This window comes from Butyricimonas sp., from assembly GCF_019423355.1.
In the GTDB taxonomy this organism is placed as follows: Bacteria; Bacteroidota; Bacteroidia; order Bacteroidales; family Marinifilaceae; genus Butyricimonas; species Butyricimonas faecihominis.
The window spans coordinates 13706-30574 of sequence record NZ_JAHZBP010000004.1; the positions used below are offsets into that span (position 1 = coordinate 13706).

The window sequence follows — 16869 nt, forward strand, 5'->3', positions numbered from 1 at the left end:
GTAGTGTTGATCTAATATTTAAGATTAAAATGCGCATGGGTAATGAAAGGGTATAAAATTCATGAAAGAGGAATCATATAAAAATATTTTTAAAACAACTTTTCTTTTTGGATTCGTACAGGTTTTTAATATCCTTATAAAAGTTATCACGAATAAAATTGTTGCTGTATTGCTTGGCGCAGAGGGTATGGGAATAGTGGGTATATATAATAATACTTTAGAATTTATAAAATCTGGCACTAGTTTAGGAATTTCTCAAAGTGCAGTGAGGGATATATCAGAAGCAAATGCAAAAGATGATAATAAACGTTTTTCATCGACAATTTCTGTAACGAATCGAATTATAATAGTTACAAGTATGCTGGGAGGAATTGTAACACTTCTGCTATCCCCTTGGTTAAGTGAATGGACATTGGGAAATCGAGATTATACGTTTGCTTTTATGCTTCTTTCTATTGTCGTTGTGGCGAGAATTTTGACAGATGGACAGCTTGCTGTTTTGAAAGGAATGAGACAGTTAAGATCTTTGGCAAAAGCAAGTATGCTAGGGGCTGTGGCTGGTCTTGTCGTAGGGGGACCGATGTACTATTTGTATGGATTGCAAGGTGTTGTTCCGTCATTAATCGTTTGTGCTTTAGTGGCATTGTTTTTCTCTAATTATTATGTAAGAAAGATTCGTTATGAGCATGTTGTTTTGACAATAAATGAAGTTATAACAAATGCTTCATCCATGATAAAAATGGGGATAGCATTGGTTTTTGCTTCTTTTCTTGCGAATATAGTCGCTCTTGCTATATCAGCCTACATGAGGGCATATGGAGGTTTACAGGATGTCGGATTTTATAATGCAGGACTTATGATTTTAAATGGTTATTTTGGAATTATAATTACTGCTCTTACTACGGATTATTATCCTCGGATTGCTGCTATTAATAATGATAATATTTTGTTACAAAAAGAATTAAATAAACAGGCTTCAGTCAGTCTTGTACTTTGTTGTCCTTTAGTTGTCCTTTTTCTTTTTTTGTTACCATTCTTTGTCCAAATTTTATATTCAAAAGAGTTTTCTCCCACGGTAGAGTTTATTAGAGTGGCTATTTGGGGTACATTGGTAACTATTTGTTCTAATCAAGTAGATATGATTCTTGTTGCAAAATTTAAAATGAAATTGTTTACAATTATAGCTATTTTATATCGTGTATTACAGTTAGGAATCAGTCTTGTTTTTTATCAATTTTATGGTTTGTTAGGAATGGGTATATCAATGACAGTATTGGGTATTATTCATATGTTAATTATGACAACTGTCGTTTATCAACTATATAAAATTCATTTTGATCGTCTGTTTGTAAAGATTGTTATTGTCGTGTTGGGATTAGCTGTCAGTGCAACTGTTGTTTGTACGTTAGATAATCTTGTGTTGGAATATCTGATAGGAGGTTTGTTAGTATTTTTTTCTTGTATATTTTCTTTATATGTTTCTCGTAAGTATTTTGGGATAGATTTATTCCGGTATTTGAGAAGTAAAATTTGAATAAGAAATGTTATTGTTAAAATTTAGTAAGTATAATTGAATTTATATAATAGGGAATGATAGGGATTATTCTTAGCAATAATCTAAATACTTGTCCATATGTGGATAAATATTTGGATACATTCAATAAAATAGGAATAAATTATGAACTTGTTTTGTGGGATAGAGATGGCTCTCAAAATAAATTTCCAGCTAATTATAGAGTTTTTGATGTACAAAATAATGTTGATGTTCCTAAATGGGAAAAAATATTTGGTTTTTGTAGGTTTGCTTGGTTTGTTTACAATACAATAAGAATCCGAAAATATGAAAAACTTATTTTTCTGACCACTCAAATCGCTGTAATGTGTTATCCCTTGACACATAAAAAATTCAAACGGAAATATATATTTGATTTTAGAGATTTGAGTTTTGAACAAAATAGTTTGTATCGGAAACTTGTAAAAAAGATAATTGATAATTCATATTTCACTTGCATGTCATCTCCTGAATTTGCTAAAGTGTATGGTATAGATAGTTATTTTATGGCCCATAACTTTAGGTATAAGGATCTTGCAATTTCTGCATCAGCAAATTCTTTTACTAGGCGGGGAAACGGTAAAATTACTCTACTTCATATTGGAATAAGTCGTGGTGAGCAGTATAATAATAGGCTTGCCGAGATATTTGGAAATGATGAAAGATTTGAAATATACATTGTGGGAAGAGGAAATGATACGGAATCTTTTGTCCAAATAGTAAGTGGTTATTCAAATATTACAGTAAAAGGAACTTACAACAATGAAGAAAAGGAGTGTTTTATAAATAAAGCTGATATGTTACTTTATTATTATCCGTGCGATTTTAACTGTAATCGAGCACTAGCTAATAAGTATTACGACTGTTTGATATACAAAAAACCTCTTGTGGGAAATATTAATACTTATTCAGGGCACCGTCTTCAAGAGAAAGGATTAGGCATATCTATAAACTTTGATTCAAATACTTGTGCTGATGATATATATAATTATTATGAGAATTTGGATTATAATAAATTCATTAATAATGTTACAAGAGAGTTAGATACTGTATTGGAAGAAGATAAAATTTATTTGAATAAAATTCAAGAATTTGCTAATCAATGAATTCGAATCGCTCGGAAAAAGAGGCTAGCAGACAGTCTAGAATCTTTACCGTATCGGTGTTGTTAATGCCTGCAATCATTATGTATGCAACTCCTATTCCTACGGTATCTGTTGGAGAGTTATGGATTATATTGTTGATAGGCGTTATGATTCCTGATATGATATCAAAGCATAGGAGATTAAGATGTAATTGTTTCTGTTGGTATCTATTATATGCATTCTTTTCAACTCTAGTAATTAGTATAGTATTTTTATGTACGGCATTCTATGATCCTCTTGATATGGGAGAAAGAGTTCTTCGAGATGCATTTTATTTTTCTGTTGTTTTTATTTTTGGGGCAGAATATTTTAACTATACATATGCTTTAAAGATTATAAAGAGAATAGCCATAATCCTTAGTATCTATATGGTGGTTCAATATATCACCTATTCCCTATTAGGAGTTCAATTACCTAATGTAATTCCATTTCTTAAAACTAATATTTCAGGTGGTTATCTAGGCGAAGAGTTATTGGAAAGAATTGGTAGAAGTGCGAGTTATGATGGATATTTGCGTGTAAGTGGTTTTTTTTCAGAACCAGCGGTCTGTGCTCATTTTCTTTCTGTTGCTTTATTATTAGAGTTATTTCCTGCTGTAGGTAAAATAAAGGATTTTACAACCTCTTTTTTGTATACCATTGCCTTAGTTTTAACCTTTTCAGTGAATGCATATGTTGCAATTGTTGTTTGCTGGGGTATCTGGGTGTTATTTAATGGTAAGAATCGTAAGAAAAGCGGTTTGATCACAACTATTCTTGTGTTTTCGATAATGACAGCAGGAATAGTTATGATTGCCTCAAATGATATCACTAAGCGAGTATTTGAAAGGCTATTTTTATTAGGAGATACATCTATTACCGAAGGCTCATCTGTTGTGCGTGTTTTGAGAGGAATGAGTTTTTATTTTGAAATGCCTACATTTTTTCAGATTTTTGGTAGTGGTTTTGGTAATTTCATTCAGTTTAAAGATATTTATGGTATTACCACTATATATGAAACTGCGGATGAATATATGAATACCAATGCGTATATCTTGGTATCTTCGGGTATAATTGGTTTTATTTTATTTGTTGGTTCGTTGTATACTATTGCAAAAAAACGAATTACTGTATCAAAAATGATATTGCTAATTGTGATTATGTTTGGTTTTTCAAGCAGTATATACAGTTCGGCACAATTTGTAATTATGTTATCATTTATATTATATGCACCCAAAAAGGAGGAAATGTTAAATGAAATTAAAAATTGTCACATTACATAGCATATATAATCCTGGGTCAGTATTTCAGGCCTATGCTTTGCAACATTATTTATTGAAAGAGGGGTATGATGTTGAAATAATTGATTATCGTCCCCCTTATGGTACAATTGGTAAAAATAAAATCAAGGGATATTTACGTAAAATATTGTTCTTTAAAAATGAAATAAAAGTTAAAAGGAAATATGAGAAATTTATCAACGATACAATGTTTTTGACGGCCTCAAGCTATCATTCGTTTAACGATCTTGTAAAATTTGATTTTAATGCGGATGTATATATTACTGGGAGCGATCAACTCTGGAATATGGATTATGATTGTGGTAGAGATCTTTCATATTATTTGGAGTTTGTTGATGGAAAAAAGAAGATTTCATATGCAACTAGTATCGGTAAGAAAATAATTCCCAATGATGAACTTAATTTAATTGCGTCTAGAATACAAAATTTTTCAATGATTTCTGTGAGAGAAGAAAGTAATAGTTATGTATTATCTGATAAACTTCAACGAAAGGTTTCATGGGTGTGTGATCCTGTATTTTTGCTTTCTGCTGATGATTACAAAGGAATGACATCAAGACAGATAAAGGGGAAGTATGTTGTGGTTTATTTGTCAGAGAAAAGTGATCTTTTAAATTGTATTGTAAATGATGTAAAAAACAAAACTGAATTTGAAGTAGTTCTGATAGGTGGTAATCGGACTCGATGTGTATGCGATATGCATATAAAAGATTTGGGACCTTATGATTTCCTTTCTCTTATTTTACATGCTGAAATTGTTATTTCAAGTTCTTTTCATGCGACGGCGTTTTCTTTGATATTTAATAAAAAATTTGGGGTAATTTTACCTAAGAAGAATGGAGAGCGTATCGAAAGTATGCTGAATTTATGTCGATTAACCAATCATATAATTTCTAATGAAAGCGATATAGTTGTTATATATGAGAAGATCAATTACTCAGAAATTAACAAAGAGCTCGAAAAATTCATTTCAATATCTAAAAATATATTGCTTCAAGGAATACAAAATTGATAAAGAATAAAAGGCACGATGCTTGAAAATAGTATTATAAATATCGTTAAGTCTTTGGATTGTACTGGATGTGGAGTATGTATAAATGTGTGTCCGAAGCAAGCATTAGAGTATAGTTATGATAAATATAGGTTTGTTGTTCCAGCAATAGATGAGTCTCGATGTATTGATTGTGGAAGATGTAAAAATGTGTGTCCAACTCTTCATATCGAAAAGAAATCACATAAAGCGGTTTATGCTGCGATGGCTGTAGATGAAAGTTTGAGAATGTCAAGTTCGTCTGGTGGTATTTTTGGTGTAATTGCGGCTTACTTAATCAATAATGGTTGGATTGTATACGGATGTACGATGGATTTTGAATTTGTTGTAAAACATATACGTATAGATAAGCTAGAAGAATTACCTCAAATATTGAGGTCAAAGTATGTTCAAAGTAATTTAGGGAATATTTATCACCAGATACTGCATGATTTGAAAGAGGGTAGAAAAGTACTATTTGCAGGAACTCCGTGTCAAGTGTCTGCTGTAAATAATTGTACGCCTAAAATTTATAAAGAAAATATTCTGACTGTTGATATTGTTTGTCATGGAGTTCCTTCTCAAGCCTTTTATAATAGTTACTTGAATTATTTGTCTTTACGAAATGGGAAGATCGAAAAATACACATTTAGGGCTAAACGACAAGTAAATAATGGTATGTCTTGTTTCTTTTCTTATAAAACGAATAGGAGTAACAAGACTTATTTTAGGAATTGGCCAGAGGATACATACAATTATCTCTATATGATGTCCTATATATACCGTGAGAGTTGTTATAATTGTAATTATGCTTCTTCTGATCGACCGGGTGATATTACTTTATGTGATTATTGGGGTTGGGAGAAGTATCATAACGAGTTTCCTATAGGTAGTACCGTTTCTGGTGTGATTTTGAATAGTAATAAAGCAGAAAATGTATTTGATAAAATTAAGGGATCTTTAAAAATGATTTCTACAGATATTTCTAAGATCATGGTTAATAATGGTTGTTTGGTTAGACCCTCTGTAAAACCTTCTCAAAGAGATACTATTCTTGATGTATGGTTAGAAAGCGGTTTTGGTGTTATTGATAAAGCGTATAAAGAAAAAAGTATAAAATGTCGGCTTAAATGTTTATTGATGAGAGCAATCCCTCAAAATATAATGAATCAATTATTTTCTTTTAAAGTGAGAAAAAGCTAGCTAAAAGTATGAAGGATGCTATTTTAACAATCGATGTAGAAGGTCCTCGTGGACATGATCCTGTTTTATACCAAATTTGGGGAAAAACCGTTAATGGGGAATATTATGGAATATCTAAAATAATGGATATATGTGACTCTTTCCAGGTAAAAGGACTGTTTTTTGTAGATATTCCAGAAATTTGGGATTATGGGTATGAAAAAATTAAAGAAGTAATACTGTCGATTCGTAAAAGAGATCACGATGTGGGAGTACATATTCATCCGCATCATATGCCGAATGAAACACGTCACTTTTTATTTGATTATACGAAAGAGGAGCAATATTCTATTATCAAAAAATGTACAGACAAATATTATGAAATAACTGGGGAAGTGCCCAAATCTTTCCGTGCAGGGAAATATGGTGCTAATGTAGATACTCTTGATATAATTAACGAATTAGGATACAAATATGATTTCTCTGAATTTTATTCTCAAAAATGGTGTGGAATAAAACCAGAAGTTGCTTATGTTCTTCCTCAGAAATATAAAAATCTTATCGAATTTCCTGTTACCATTTTTAGAAGTTTTAAATTTAGTTCCATTTATCAACGTTTTGATAAAATTGAAGCAGTCGATTGTCCAAAGGAAATGTGTCATATATTGGATCTGTATGCAAAATCACCGAACAAAGAGGTTATTATACTGTTTTTACATAGTTTTTCTTTTATAAATTTTCTTGAAAATCCGGATAATCCAACGATAAATAAACGAGCGATAGAACATTTTAAAACAATTCTGAAATATGTAGATGAGTCAAAACATTTAAGATTTATAGCAGAGAAGGATCTTGAGTATGTAGATGTTCCACAGAGAGACACTAAAGAAAATATCGTAACGACAAAAGGATTTATACGTCAATTTAAGTACTTTTTAATAAGAGCATGGAGTATTCGTAAAAGTAATAATAAAGTTAAACTTGCCATATCAATATTGTATGGGGTAATTACATTGTTTGTTATATTCCTTATTGTAGCTCTAGTTTGTTGATTTTTTATTTGATTATTATGCAGATTAGTAATAGCTATATTGATCTTCCAGAAAAAATTAAATTAAGCTTGCAAAATGCTAATATTTTTTTTTCGGAATCATATGAGAGAAATTCTATAGAGCGTGGTCAGCATTTGTTGTACTTGTGGTCTGAATATCATGTGTTAGTGGCAAGGATAAAACAAAAGTTTTTTCTTAAAGCTGCTGTTTTGGAGAGTGAACCGTTTGTCCTTAAAGAAGGAGAAGATGAAAAAGATTTTCTGAATGTTGCAATGATGGGATTAAAGAATCAGGGAATACAATGGGCTGTTGTTGCAAATACAGCACGGTTCCAAACATACCCATCAAGTTGTTATGTGGTTCCGTGTGGTAATCATATCGTAGATCTAACTCTTTCGGAAGAAGAGTTGTGGGCAAAAGTGAATAGTAAACATCGAAATAGTATTCGAAGAGGTGAAAAAGTGGGGATTGAGATAATAAGTGGAGGTATAGAATTGGTTAAAGATTTCGCTCCACTTGCGAATATGACTTATTCTAGGAGTGGTAAATCAGATGCAGGAGAAAGCTATTATCAAAGCTTGATGAAAAATTTGGAAAATAATGCAATAATTATGCTTGCCTGTAAGGATAAAGAACTTCAATCTGCGGGAATGTTTTATTATAATAATGAGATGGCATATTATCTACATGGGGCATCTATCGCTCGGCCAGAACCGGGAGCGACCAATTTCCTATTGTGGAAGGCAATGCTTCATTTTAAAAATCTAGGAGTAAAAAGCTATAGTTTTGTGGGATATCATTATAATCCTGAACCGGGGAGTAAATTGGATGGGATACAAAGATTTAAAGAGCGATTTGGAGGAGAACTGGAAAAGAGTTACAACTTTAGATGTGAATTTAATAAATTGGCTTACAAGGTATTTTGTTTCGTGATGCAATTGAAAGCTAGAAAGTTGTTTGAGAAATATCAAGATCCAATAGATAAGCAAATACATAATTATGCTGATTTGAATAAAGGATAAATAATATGAAGATTGCAGGTGTATCAATGACTTATAATGATGACTATAAGTTAAAAAAATGGAAAGAACACTATTTAACATATAAAGAACAATTAGAACTGTTTATTATAGTTGATAATTGTTCGGATGATAGATATTTTCAAGAACTAAAAGTGACGTTTCCTGATGCAGTTATATTGAGAAGAAAAGATAATGGAGGATGTACGGCTGCTTATAACGATGGTATCAAATACGCTTTAGAGCATACAGATGTAGAAGCTATTGCCATATTGGGCAATGATATAAAGGTGACCGGGAAGTGTTTACCTGCTATGTATGATTATTTGTTTAGTGATGAAAATCTAGGTATTGTATCTACTGCAATTTTAGATAAAGATTCAAATATTATATCTAACTATGGCCATATTGTACGGGGATTTAATGTTACGTATTGTAATAAAGGTGAAAATATTAATAAAATTGCGATAAAGCAAAAATATACAGATTTAGTGTCTGGGGGGTTCACAATGGCAAAACGTGAATTTTACGTTAAAACTGGCCTGCAGGATGACAACCTTTTTATGTATTGCGATGAGTTAGATACAATGTATAAGGCAAGGAGGTTTGGCTTTAAAATGGGAGTTATCGCTAATGAGTATGCTTGGCATTGGCATATTAATAATCCTGTAATTGCTAGGCGTTCTTCATTAAGTAGATATTTGATTTGTCGTAATCGTATTTATTTAGCTAAAAAATATGAAAGTATTGGTGTCGTTTTAAAATGCGCTACAAGAGGATTATTTCTTGTACCATTGATATATGCCTTTAGATTTACTAAATATTGGAAATATGCAGAACTTTGTGATGCGTGGTATAGTTTTTTGGGTACAATGCATGGGATATTTGGTATAATGAACAAATTACGTCTGGATATATGAAAAGAAATTTTTTTTATTATGAAGTACCTGAGGATGTTCGTGATGTGGGGTGGTCGGAAATACAATCATGTTTTACGCAGCGGCTTTATTACGCTTCAATGGGGCGCTTTGGCATATATCATATTTTGAAAAGTATAGATGACGGTAAATTGTTAAATAAACAAGTAATGTTACCTGTATATGCATGTAATTCGATTACTTGGGCTGTTTTGAAGGCTGGATTCATTCCTGTTTACTGCGATATTGATGTTGAGGATTTAAATCCAGATGTAAATTCAATAAAAGAAGTTTATTACCGTACAAGCTCTAAAGTTTTATTATGTCCTAGTCTTTATGGAAATCCTGCTAATTTGATAGATTTGGAAGAGTTTTGTAAAGAAAATGAAATAATTCTAATTGACGATGCTGCACAGGCGTTTGGCGCTCGTTTAGAAAATAGGGTGGTTGGTGGTTTTGGTGATGCTGGTTTGTTTTCCTTTTCTGCAGGAAAACCAACATTTGGTCATATGGGATGTTATTTTTGGACGAAGGCAATTATCTCGCAAAATTTAAATAAAACAAGGCATAGAGTTTATCATTGGTTGAGTTTTGTAAATTTCTTTTTTAATAGATATGCTGATTATAATTTTAAAAAGCTATATAGAATAGCAGTCCTAAATTATATTCAAATATTTTTATTTAAAATACTAGATTTGTCGTGTGATGGAATTTCTCAATATGAACGTAAAATTTTACATCGTATAGCTATTTCTAATTTTAAGGGAATTTCAGAACGTAGTGAGGTTATGAGTGCTGTTGATAAATTATTATTAACCTCTAGTCAATTTCGGTTAATAAAATCCATAAGAGGGATCGGAAATAACAACAAAATAGTTTTAATTGCAGATTCTGTTGAATCACGAGATAGATTTATTGCATTTTTTCACTCGCAAAATTTATGGTGTACAAGAGGGTATAAATTATTAGACGAAATTGGCTACTATCCAACTGCAAAAGCTCTATATAATCGTGTTATAGAAATTCCAATAGTAATGGATAAAGAACGGAATCAGCGTACGGTAGCGTGTCTTAATACATTTCTAAATTCAAATAATTAGGTTTTAATATGAAATCAGTAATGTTAGTTTTTGGGACGCGTCCTGAAGCAATCAAAATGTGTCCGTTGGTTAAGGAGTTTCAGAGATATCCAAATGAGTTTAGAGCGATAGTTTGTGTAACAGGACAACATCGTGAGATGTTGGATCAAGTACTGACTTTATTTGAAATAACACCTGATTATGATCTTAACATAATGAAACAAGGGCAAGATTTATATGATGTTACTGCGAGGGTACTTATTGGTATGAGGGATATATTGAAAGAGGCTCTGCCAGATATTGTTCTTGTTCATGGAGATACAACAACAAGTATGGCTTCAGCTCTAGCAGCATTTTATCAACAAATTCCTGTTGGTCATATTGAAGCAGGCTTACGTACACATGACATATACAGTCCTTGGCCGGAAGAGATGAATCGACAAATTACAGGTCGAGTGGCTAAGTACAATTTTGCTCCTACATTTTTGAGTGAGAGAAATCTTTTGGTGGAAAATATTAAAAAAGAGAGTATTGTAATTACAGGTAATACTGTTATTGATGCCCTTTATATGGTAATAGACAAAATCAAGAATAATTTGGATTTAGAAAATAAATTGAAATTGATTCTTAAAAATTCTGGTTATGATGTCAATCGTTTGCGTGATGGTAAAAAACTCGTGTTAATTACTGGTCACCGACGTGAAAATTTTGGAGATGGTTTTATAAGCATGTGTAATGCAATTAAGGATTTGACCCAAAAATATCCAAATGTAGATTTTGTTTATCCAATGCATTTAAATCCTAATGTTCGTAAACCGATTCATGAAGTGTTTGGAGAAGATTTATTGAATTTGAGTAATATGTTTTTCATTGAACCATTAGAATATTTTTCTTTTGTTTATTTGATGGAAAAATCAACGATAGTTTTAACCGATAGTGGCGGAATTCAGGAGGAAGCCCCAAGCTTAGGTAAGCCCGTATTGGTTATGCGTGATACAACAGAACGTCCAGAAGCGTTGGAGGCTGGGACTGTGAAACTTGTCGGCACTAATTATGATAATATTGTATGTGAGATTTCTGGTTTGTTGGATAATAAATTTTATTATAATAAGATGAGTCGGGCTATAAATCCTTATGGAGATGGAAAAGCTTGTGAAAGAATAGTATCACGTCTTAAATTAGAATAAATGATTCTCATATAGAGCATCTTAATATTGTAATAATATGGATTTTGTGTTGTATAAGGGAACTTGGAAGAAATCAGTTCCTCCTCATAAAAGTTTGTATGAAAGCTTGTTTTTGTGTAAACAAATGTTAAAAATTGGGGGGGTATTATTGATAAATACTTTTGATTTTGATACAAATGTAGAATTACCTTATTATTATGTGATAAAAGATTCTTTTGGTGGAATTGAAGAATTATCGACAAAAGTAAGAAACCAAATTCGTAAATCTTTTAAAACATATGATATAAAACGCATCTCTTCGGACGAAATGTTAAGAGTGGGATATCCTGTTTTTTTAGCGGCACTTAAAAGTTATAAAGTTAAGGCAAAAATAATTTCAGAGTTAGATTTTGTAGATAGCATTAAAAAAGGAAGTTTAAAAGGAAATATTGATTATTGGGCTGTTTATGATAAAAAAACAGGACAAGTTGTTGCTGTTGCTATAAATACATTGCATGGAGATTGTTGTGAATATAATACGATGAAAGCAGATCCTCAATATTTGAATTCAACTTATCCGTATTATGGATTGATTTTTGAGATGAATCGTTACTATTTAGATGAATTGAAGTTGTTATATGTGAATGATGGTGCAAAATCAATAACGAATCATTCTAATATTCAAACTTTCTTAATTGATAAATTTAATTTTCGTAAAGCTTATTGTCGAGTGCAAATAGTATATCAATGGTGGTTTAAGCTTATGGTTGTTTTACTTTATCCTTTTCGATCATTAATTCCAGTATTGAAGATAAGGGCAATATTGAATATAGAAGAAATACGTAGGAAGATGGACTATCTATGAAGATGAAAGTTATATTGTATGTGAATGTAATAAAAATATTTGGATGAAATTATTGTTAGTATCTAGCCATAAGTTTTAAAATAATTTATTATAGAAGAATTAGAAATAATTTGGCTACAACCAAAAAGATCCTTTTTTATTTATTAAAAGAAAATTGGAGAATTTTGATAGGTATTGCTAAGAATGGTGCTGTCATCCATTTGAATATAATTTGTGGTTGTTTTTGACGAGGCCTTTGGCTTTGCTTAAGGCAATGTATTACTCTTTTTTGAATAAGTATTAATTTATAATTGTCATGAATATAGCTATTGTGGGTACAGGTTACGTGGGACTTGTATCAGGAACGTGTTTTGCTGAGATGGGGGTAAATGTTACTTGCGTGGATGTTAATCAAGAAAAGATTAATTCTTTATTGCGAGGCCAAATTCCAATATATGAACCGGGTTTAGAATTTTTAGTAGAGCGGAATGTAAAGGCTAATAGATTGTATTTTACGACGGATTTAACTTCAATTTTGCATGAGGTTGAAATTGTATTTTGTGCAGTAGGCACTCCTCCTGATGAAGATGGAAGAGCTGATTTACGTTACGTGTTGGAAGTTGCTAAAACGATAGGGCAAAATATCAACAGATATTTGGTTGTAGTGACGAAAAGTACGGTGCCTGTAGGAACTGCGAAAAAGGTGAAGAAAATAATTCAAGAGGAGCTAGATAAGCGTGGAGTTGACATTGAATTTGATGTTGCTTCTAATCCTGAGTTTCTGAAGGAAGGTAATGCGATAGATGATTTTATGAAACCGGATAGAGTTGTTATAGGTGTTGATACAGAACGATCTAAAGAGGTGATGACTCGTTTGTATAAACCGATGATGTTGAATAATTTTCGGGTGATTTTCATGGATATACCTTCTGCTGAAATGACGAAATATGCGGCAAATTCAATGCTTGCTACTCGAATTAGTTTTATGAATGATATTGCTAATTTGTGTGAATTGGTCGGAGCTGATGTGAATATGGTTCGTCAGGGAATAGGAACGGATAGTCGTATTGGGAGTAAGTTCTTGTATCCGGGGTGTGGTTATGGTGGTTCCTGTTTTCCGAAAGATGTGAAAGCATTAATACAAACAGCAACAGAAAATGGATATAATATGCGGGTTTTGAATGCAGTAGAAGCAGTAAATGAATCCCAAAAGAATGTTCTTTTCGAGAAATTCAAAAAATATTTTAATGGTGAGGTTGAAGGTAAAAAAGTCGCAATTTGGGGATTATCGTTTAAACCGGAAACGGATGATATGAGAGAGGCTCCTGCGTTAGTGTTGATTGATAGCTTGTTGTGTGCTGGGTGTACGATTACCGTCTATGATCCTGTGGCCATGGGTGAATGTAGAAGACGGGTTGGAGAAAAAGTATTATACGCTAAAAATATGTATGACACGGTAGTGGATGCTGATGCAATTTTTCATGTAACGGAATGGAAAGAGTTTAGAATGCCGAGTTGGCAGGTGATTAAACGTTCAATGAGAGAGAGACCTGTACTGATAGATGGGCGTAACGTGTTTGATGAAAAAGAACTGGGTGGTATTGCTTATTTAAGAATAGGTTAAGGTAATATTCGAGAAGAATGGGAGAGTTAGTTTCAATCATAACTCCTGTATATAATTGTGCTAAATTTATTGCAGAGACAATAAATTCCGTGATTGCCCAAACCTATATTAATTGGGAATTAATTATTGTTGATGATTGTTCAACGGACGATACGGAAAATATAGTGAGGTCGTTTCAAGATCAACGTATTCATTATTATCAAAATGTGGTAAATAGTGGTGCGGCAGTATCAAGAAATCGGGCTTTGCGTGAGGCTAAAGGGAGATGGATCGCTTTTCTAGATAGTGATGATTTATGGTTGCCGAATAAACTTGATAGACAGATTAAGTTTATGATGGATAATCATATTAGTTTTTCTTACACGAATTTAGGGGTGATTGATGAAGCATCAAACTCTTTGAATCGAGTTGTAACAGGACCAAAACATATCACGAAATTTGGTATGTTTAATTATTGTTGGATAGGATGTTTAACTGTTATGTATGACATGTCTGTTGTGGGGCTTATTCAAATCGCAGATATAAAAAAAAATAATGATTATGCCATGTGGCTTAAAGTGATACAGAAGGCAGATTGTTATTTATTAAATGAAAATTTGGCGAGTTATAGAGTTCGTACTGGTTCTATTAGCCGTTTAAAGAAAACCAGTTTAATCCAATGGCACTATAAATTATTCCGGGAGGTAGAGAAGGAACCAGTAACAGTGGCAGTTTTTAACACTATTCGTAATTTAATATTCGGAGTGATGAAAAAATGGTATTACGAGAAAAATGTATGAAATATTAAATGATTTATGGAAAAATTATTATCAATAATCAATACCGTGCTTGAAAATCGCGGTAAAAACACAGTAAAATTTATTTCTGAGGAATCTTCTTTGAAGAGTGATATCGGGTTTGATTCTCTTGATCTGGCAGAACTTACTGTTAGAATTGAGGCTGAATATGATATTGATATTTTTGGAGAGGGTGTTGTCTCGACTATTGGAGAAATAATGGAAAAATTAAAGTAATGGATGATGTTTTCTATATAGATGTAAAAGACGGTGTAAATATTTCTTATCATCAGTTGATAGAGGATGTTAGGAATACATCTGTTTACAATCCTTATTGTAAAGAGGAAAGTTATTATGAGGTGTTTAAGAATATAGTAACTTCACTTGTTATAGGAGAGGAAATAATCTTGTTGGATGCAGATTTCACGGATGTAGAGGTGAGAAAATTAGTGGGAGATGTTGATATAAAGGCTGCGACTCGTCCGGTTGTAATTGGAAATGAAATCCATGAAGGTAATTTTGAAGAAGTTATTTTATCAAATAGGGAGAAATGGCGAATGACTCTTTTTACTTCGGGGACAACAGGCTTGCCTAAGAGTGTATCACATTCGTTTGCTTCTATTACAAGGCAAGTAAAGAAAAGTGAAAGGCATATTAATGATATTTGGGGATTTGCGTTTAATCCAACTCATATGGCGGGGCTTCAAGTATTTTTTCAAGCCTTGTTAAATAGAAATAGTATTATTCGACTGTTTGGCCTTGATACTAGGGAAATTATTCATGAAATTAAAAGATATAATATCACAAATATTTCGGCAACTCCAACTTTTTATCGTTTGCTTTTACCTCCTAAAGATACGTGTGAATCAGTTACCCGTTTAACTTCTGGGGGAGAAAAGTTTGATGAACATACTCTTCATCAGTTAATCGGTCTTTTTCCTAATGCTAAGTTGACGAATGTATATGCTTCTACAGAAGCGGGAACGCTATTTGCTTCTGCGGGAAATGAATTTGTAATTAAAGAAGAAATGAAAAATTTGGTCCGTGTGGAGAATGGAGAGCTTTTAATTCATAGTTCTCTCTTGGGGAAGTCTTCTCTTGTGGATGTTGATGGTGACTGGTATCACACGGGTGATATTATTGAAATTGTTCATGACATACCTCTTACCTTCCATTTTCTTTCAAGAAAGAATGAGATGATCAATGTTGGGGGATATAAGGTAAATCCCCATGAACTAGAGGAATGTATTCGAGAATGTCAAGGAGTGATAGATGTTTATGTTTATGCGAAAGATAGTAAAATTTTAGGAAAGATCGTTTGTTGTGATGTTGTAAGGGAGAATGAGAATATTACAGAAAAAATGATTAGAGAACAACTTCGGCAGAAACTCCAAGAATTTAAAATTCCGCGAATTTTTAAATTCGTGGAACAACTCAATGTTACAAGGACAGGTAAAATATCACGAAAGTTATGAGTAATAAAAATTTTTTAGTGACGGGTGTTTCAAGAGGCTTGGGAGTCCAAATTGTAAGAAGTCTTTTGGGTGAAAAAAATGTGGTCGTTTATGGTATTAGTAGAAATAAATCAGAAGAATTATCTCAACTTATGGAGCAGTTCCCTGATAGGTTAAAATGGTTAGGGTATGATTTAAGTAATACTGAAGATGTGAGATCTATTTTTAAAAATTTTATTGGTTTTGACGTCCCTTTACACGGATTTGTTAATAATGCTGCTATCGCTTATGATGATATAATTACAAACTTGAACTATAATAAGCTAGAGCAAATGTATAAAGTTAACGTGTTTACACCCATGCTAATGACAAAATATGTCATAAGACATTTTTTACTTCATCAAGTTCAAGGAAGTATTGTGCATATGTCATCGATAAGCGTACACACTGGTTACAAAGGGTTAGCCATGTATGCTTCAACAAAGGGTGCTTTAGAAGCATTTTCTAAAGATACAGCGCGTGAATGGGGAGAAAAGGGAGTTAGATCTAATGCTCTTGTTGCAGGTTTTATGGAGACAAATATGAGTTCAACACTTACAGTAGAACAAAAAGATCGAATTTATAAGAGGACATCCTTGAAAAAGGCTACCACGATCACGTCTGTAGCTGATACAATAAAATTTTTGCTCTCGGATTCAGCAGAATCTATAACTGGTCAAAATATTCATGTTGATTCTGGTACTATATAA

General features: G+C 32.3%; 16 protein-coding genes. All 16 read left to right on the top strand.

Annotated elements, in window-relative coordinates:
* Nucleotides 1-61 precede the first annotated feature (61 nt).
* The 16 genes from QVC79_RS06550 to QVC79_RS06625 all read left to right on the top strand — a co-directional run bounded on the left by QVC79_RS06550 (nucleotide 62) and on the right by QVC79_RS06625 (nucleotide 16869).
* On the top strand, nucleotides 62-1534 hold the full coding sequence (locus QVC79_RS06550; RefSeq protein WP_270592026.1) for an oligosaccharide flippase family protein: 1473 nt from the start codon (nucleotides 62-64) through the stop codon (nucleotides 1532-1534).
* A 56-nt stretch (nucleotides 1535-1590) separates the two neighbouring features.
* A complete protein-coding gene (locus tag QVC79_RS06555; protein ID WP_287642458.1) occupies nucleotides 1591-2658 on the top strand; it encodes a glycosyltransferase family protein in 1068 nt (355 codons plus the stop codon).
* A gap of 281 nt (nucleotides 2659-2939) precedes the next feature.
* Nucleotides 2940-3959, top strand: coding sequence for an O-antigen ligase family protein (locus QVC79_RS06560; protein WP_287642459.1), 1020 nt, complete (start codon nucleotides 2940-2942; stop codon nucleotides 3957-3959).
* Nucleotides 3931-4989, top strand: coding sequence for a polysaccharide pyruvyl transferase family protein (locus tag QVC79_RS06565; protein WP_270592029.1), 1059 nt, complete (start codon nucleotides 3931-3933; stop codon nucleotides 4987-4989). The genes QVC79_RS06560 and QVC79_RS06565 overlap by 29 nt, the downstream gene beginning before the upstream one ends.
* An 18-nt stretch (nucleotides 4990-5007) precedes the next feature.
* A complete protein-coding gene (locus QVC79_RS06570) occupies nucleotides 5008-6210 on the top strand; it encodes a Coenzyme F420 hydrogenase/dehydrogenase, beta subunit C-terminal domain (RefSeq protein WP_270592030.1) in 1203 nt (400 codons plus the stop codon).
* A gap of 8 nt (nucleotides 6211-6218) precedes the next feature.
* On the top strand, nucleotides 6219-7241 hold the full coding sequence (locus QVC79_RS06575) for a polysaccharide deacetylase family protein (RefSeq protein WP_270592031.1): 1023 nt from the start codon (nucleotides 6219-6221) through the stop codon (nucleotides 7239-7241).
* Between the two features lie 17 nt (nucleotides 7242-7258).
* Nucleotides 7259-8263 (top strand): lipid II:glycine glycyltransferase FemX, encoded by a 1005-nt coding sequence (locus tag QVC79_RS06580; RefSeq protein WP_270592033.1) that lies wholly within the window; start codon nucleotides 7259-7261, stop codon nucleotides 8261-8263.
* 5 nt (nucleotides 8264-8268) lie between these two features.
* Nucleotides 8269-9180: a glycosyltransferase family 2 protein gene (locus tag QVC79_RS06585; protein WP_270592034.1), complete on the top strand. Its 912-nt coding sequence runs from the start codon at nucleotides 8269-8271 to the stop codon at nucleotides 9178-9180.
* Entirely contained in the window at nucleotides 9177-10277 is a 1101-nt protein-coding gene (locus QVC79_RS06590) for a DegT/DnrJ/EryC1/StrS family aminotransferase (RefSeq protein ID WP_270592036.1), read from the top strand. Before QVC79_RS06585 ends, QVC79_RS06590 begins: the two co-directional genes overlap by 4 nt.
* Nucleotides 10278-10285: 8 nt before the next feature.
* Nucleotides 10286-11443, top strand: a complete 1158-nt coding sequence (gene wecB, locus QVC79_RS06595) for a non-hydrolyzing UDP-N-acetylglucosamine 2-epimerase (protein WP_270592039.1) — start codon at nucleotides 10286-10288, stop codon at nucleotides 11441-11443.
* A 37-nt stretch (nucleotides 11444-11480) separates the two neighbouring features.
* A complete protein-coding gene (locus tag QVC79_RS06600; RefSeq protein WP_287642460.1) occupies nucleotides 11481-12287 on the top strand; it encodes a hypothetical protein in 807 nt (268 codons plus the stop codon).
* Nucleotides 12288-12582: 295 nt separating this feature from the next.
* A complete protein-coding gene (locus tag QVC79_RS06605) occupies nucleotides 12583-13890 on the top strand; it encodes a UDP-glucose dehydrogenase family protein (RefSeq protein WP_270592041.1) in 1308 nt (435 codons plus the stop codon).
* Between the two features lie 17 nt (nucleotides 13891-13907).
* Nucleotides 13908-14669 carry a glycosyltransferase family 2 protein gene (locus tag QVC79_RS06610; protein ID WP_270592044.1) on the top strand — a complete coding sequence of 254 codons (762 nt, stop codon included), beginning with the start codon at nucleotides 13908-13910 and terminating at the stop codon, nucleotides 14667-14669.
* A 15-nt stretch (nucleotides 14670-14684) separates the two neighbouring features.
* Nucleotides 14685-14903, top strand: coding sequence for an acyl carrier protein (locus QVC79_RS06615; RefSeq protein WP_124317970.1), 219 nt, complete (start codon nucleotides 14685-14687; stop codon nucleotides 14901-14903).
* On the top strand, nucleotides 14903-16141 hold the full coding sequence (locus QVC79_RS06620; RefSeq protein WP_124317971.1) for an ANL family adenylate-forming protein: 1239 nt from the start codon (nucleotides 14903-14905) through the stop codon (nucleotides 16139-16141). The genes QVC79_RS06615 and QVC79_RS06620 overlap by 1 nt, the downstream gene beginning before the upstream one ends.
* The gene (locus QVC79_RS06625; protein ID WP_124317972.1) at nucleotides 16138-16869 is read left to right on the top strand and encodes an SDR family NAD(P)-dependent oxidoreductase; all 732 of its coding nucleotides are present in this window, start codon (nucleotides 16138-16140) and stop codon (nucleotides 16867-16869) included. Before QVC79_RS06620 ends, QVC79_RS06625 begins: the two co-directional genes overlap by 4 nt.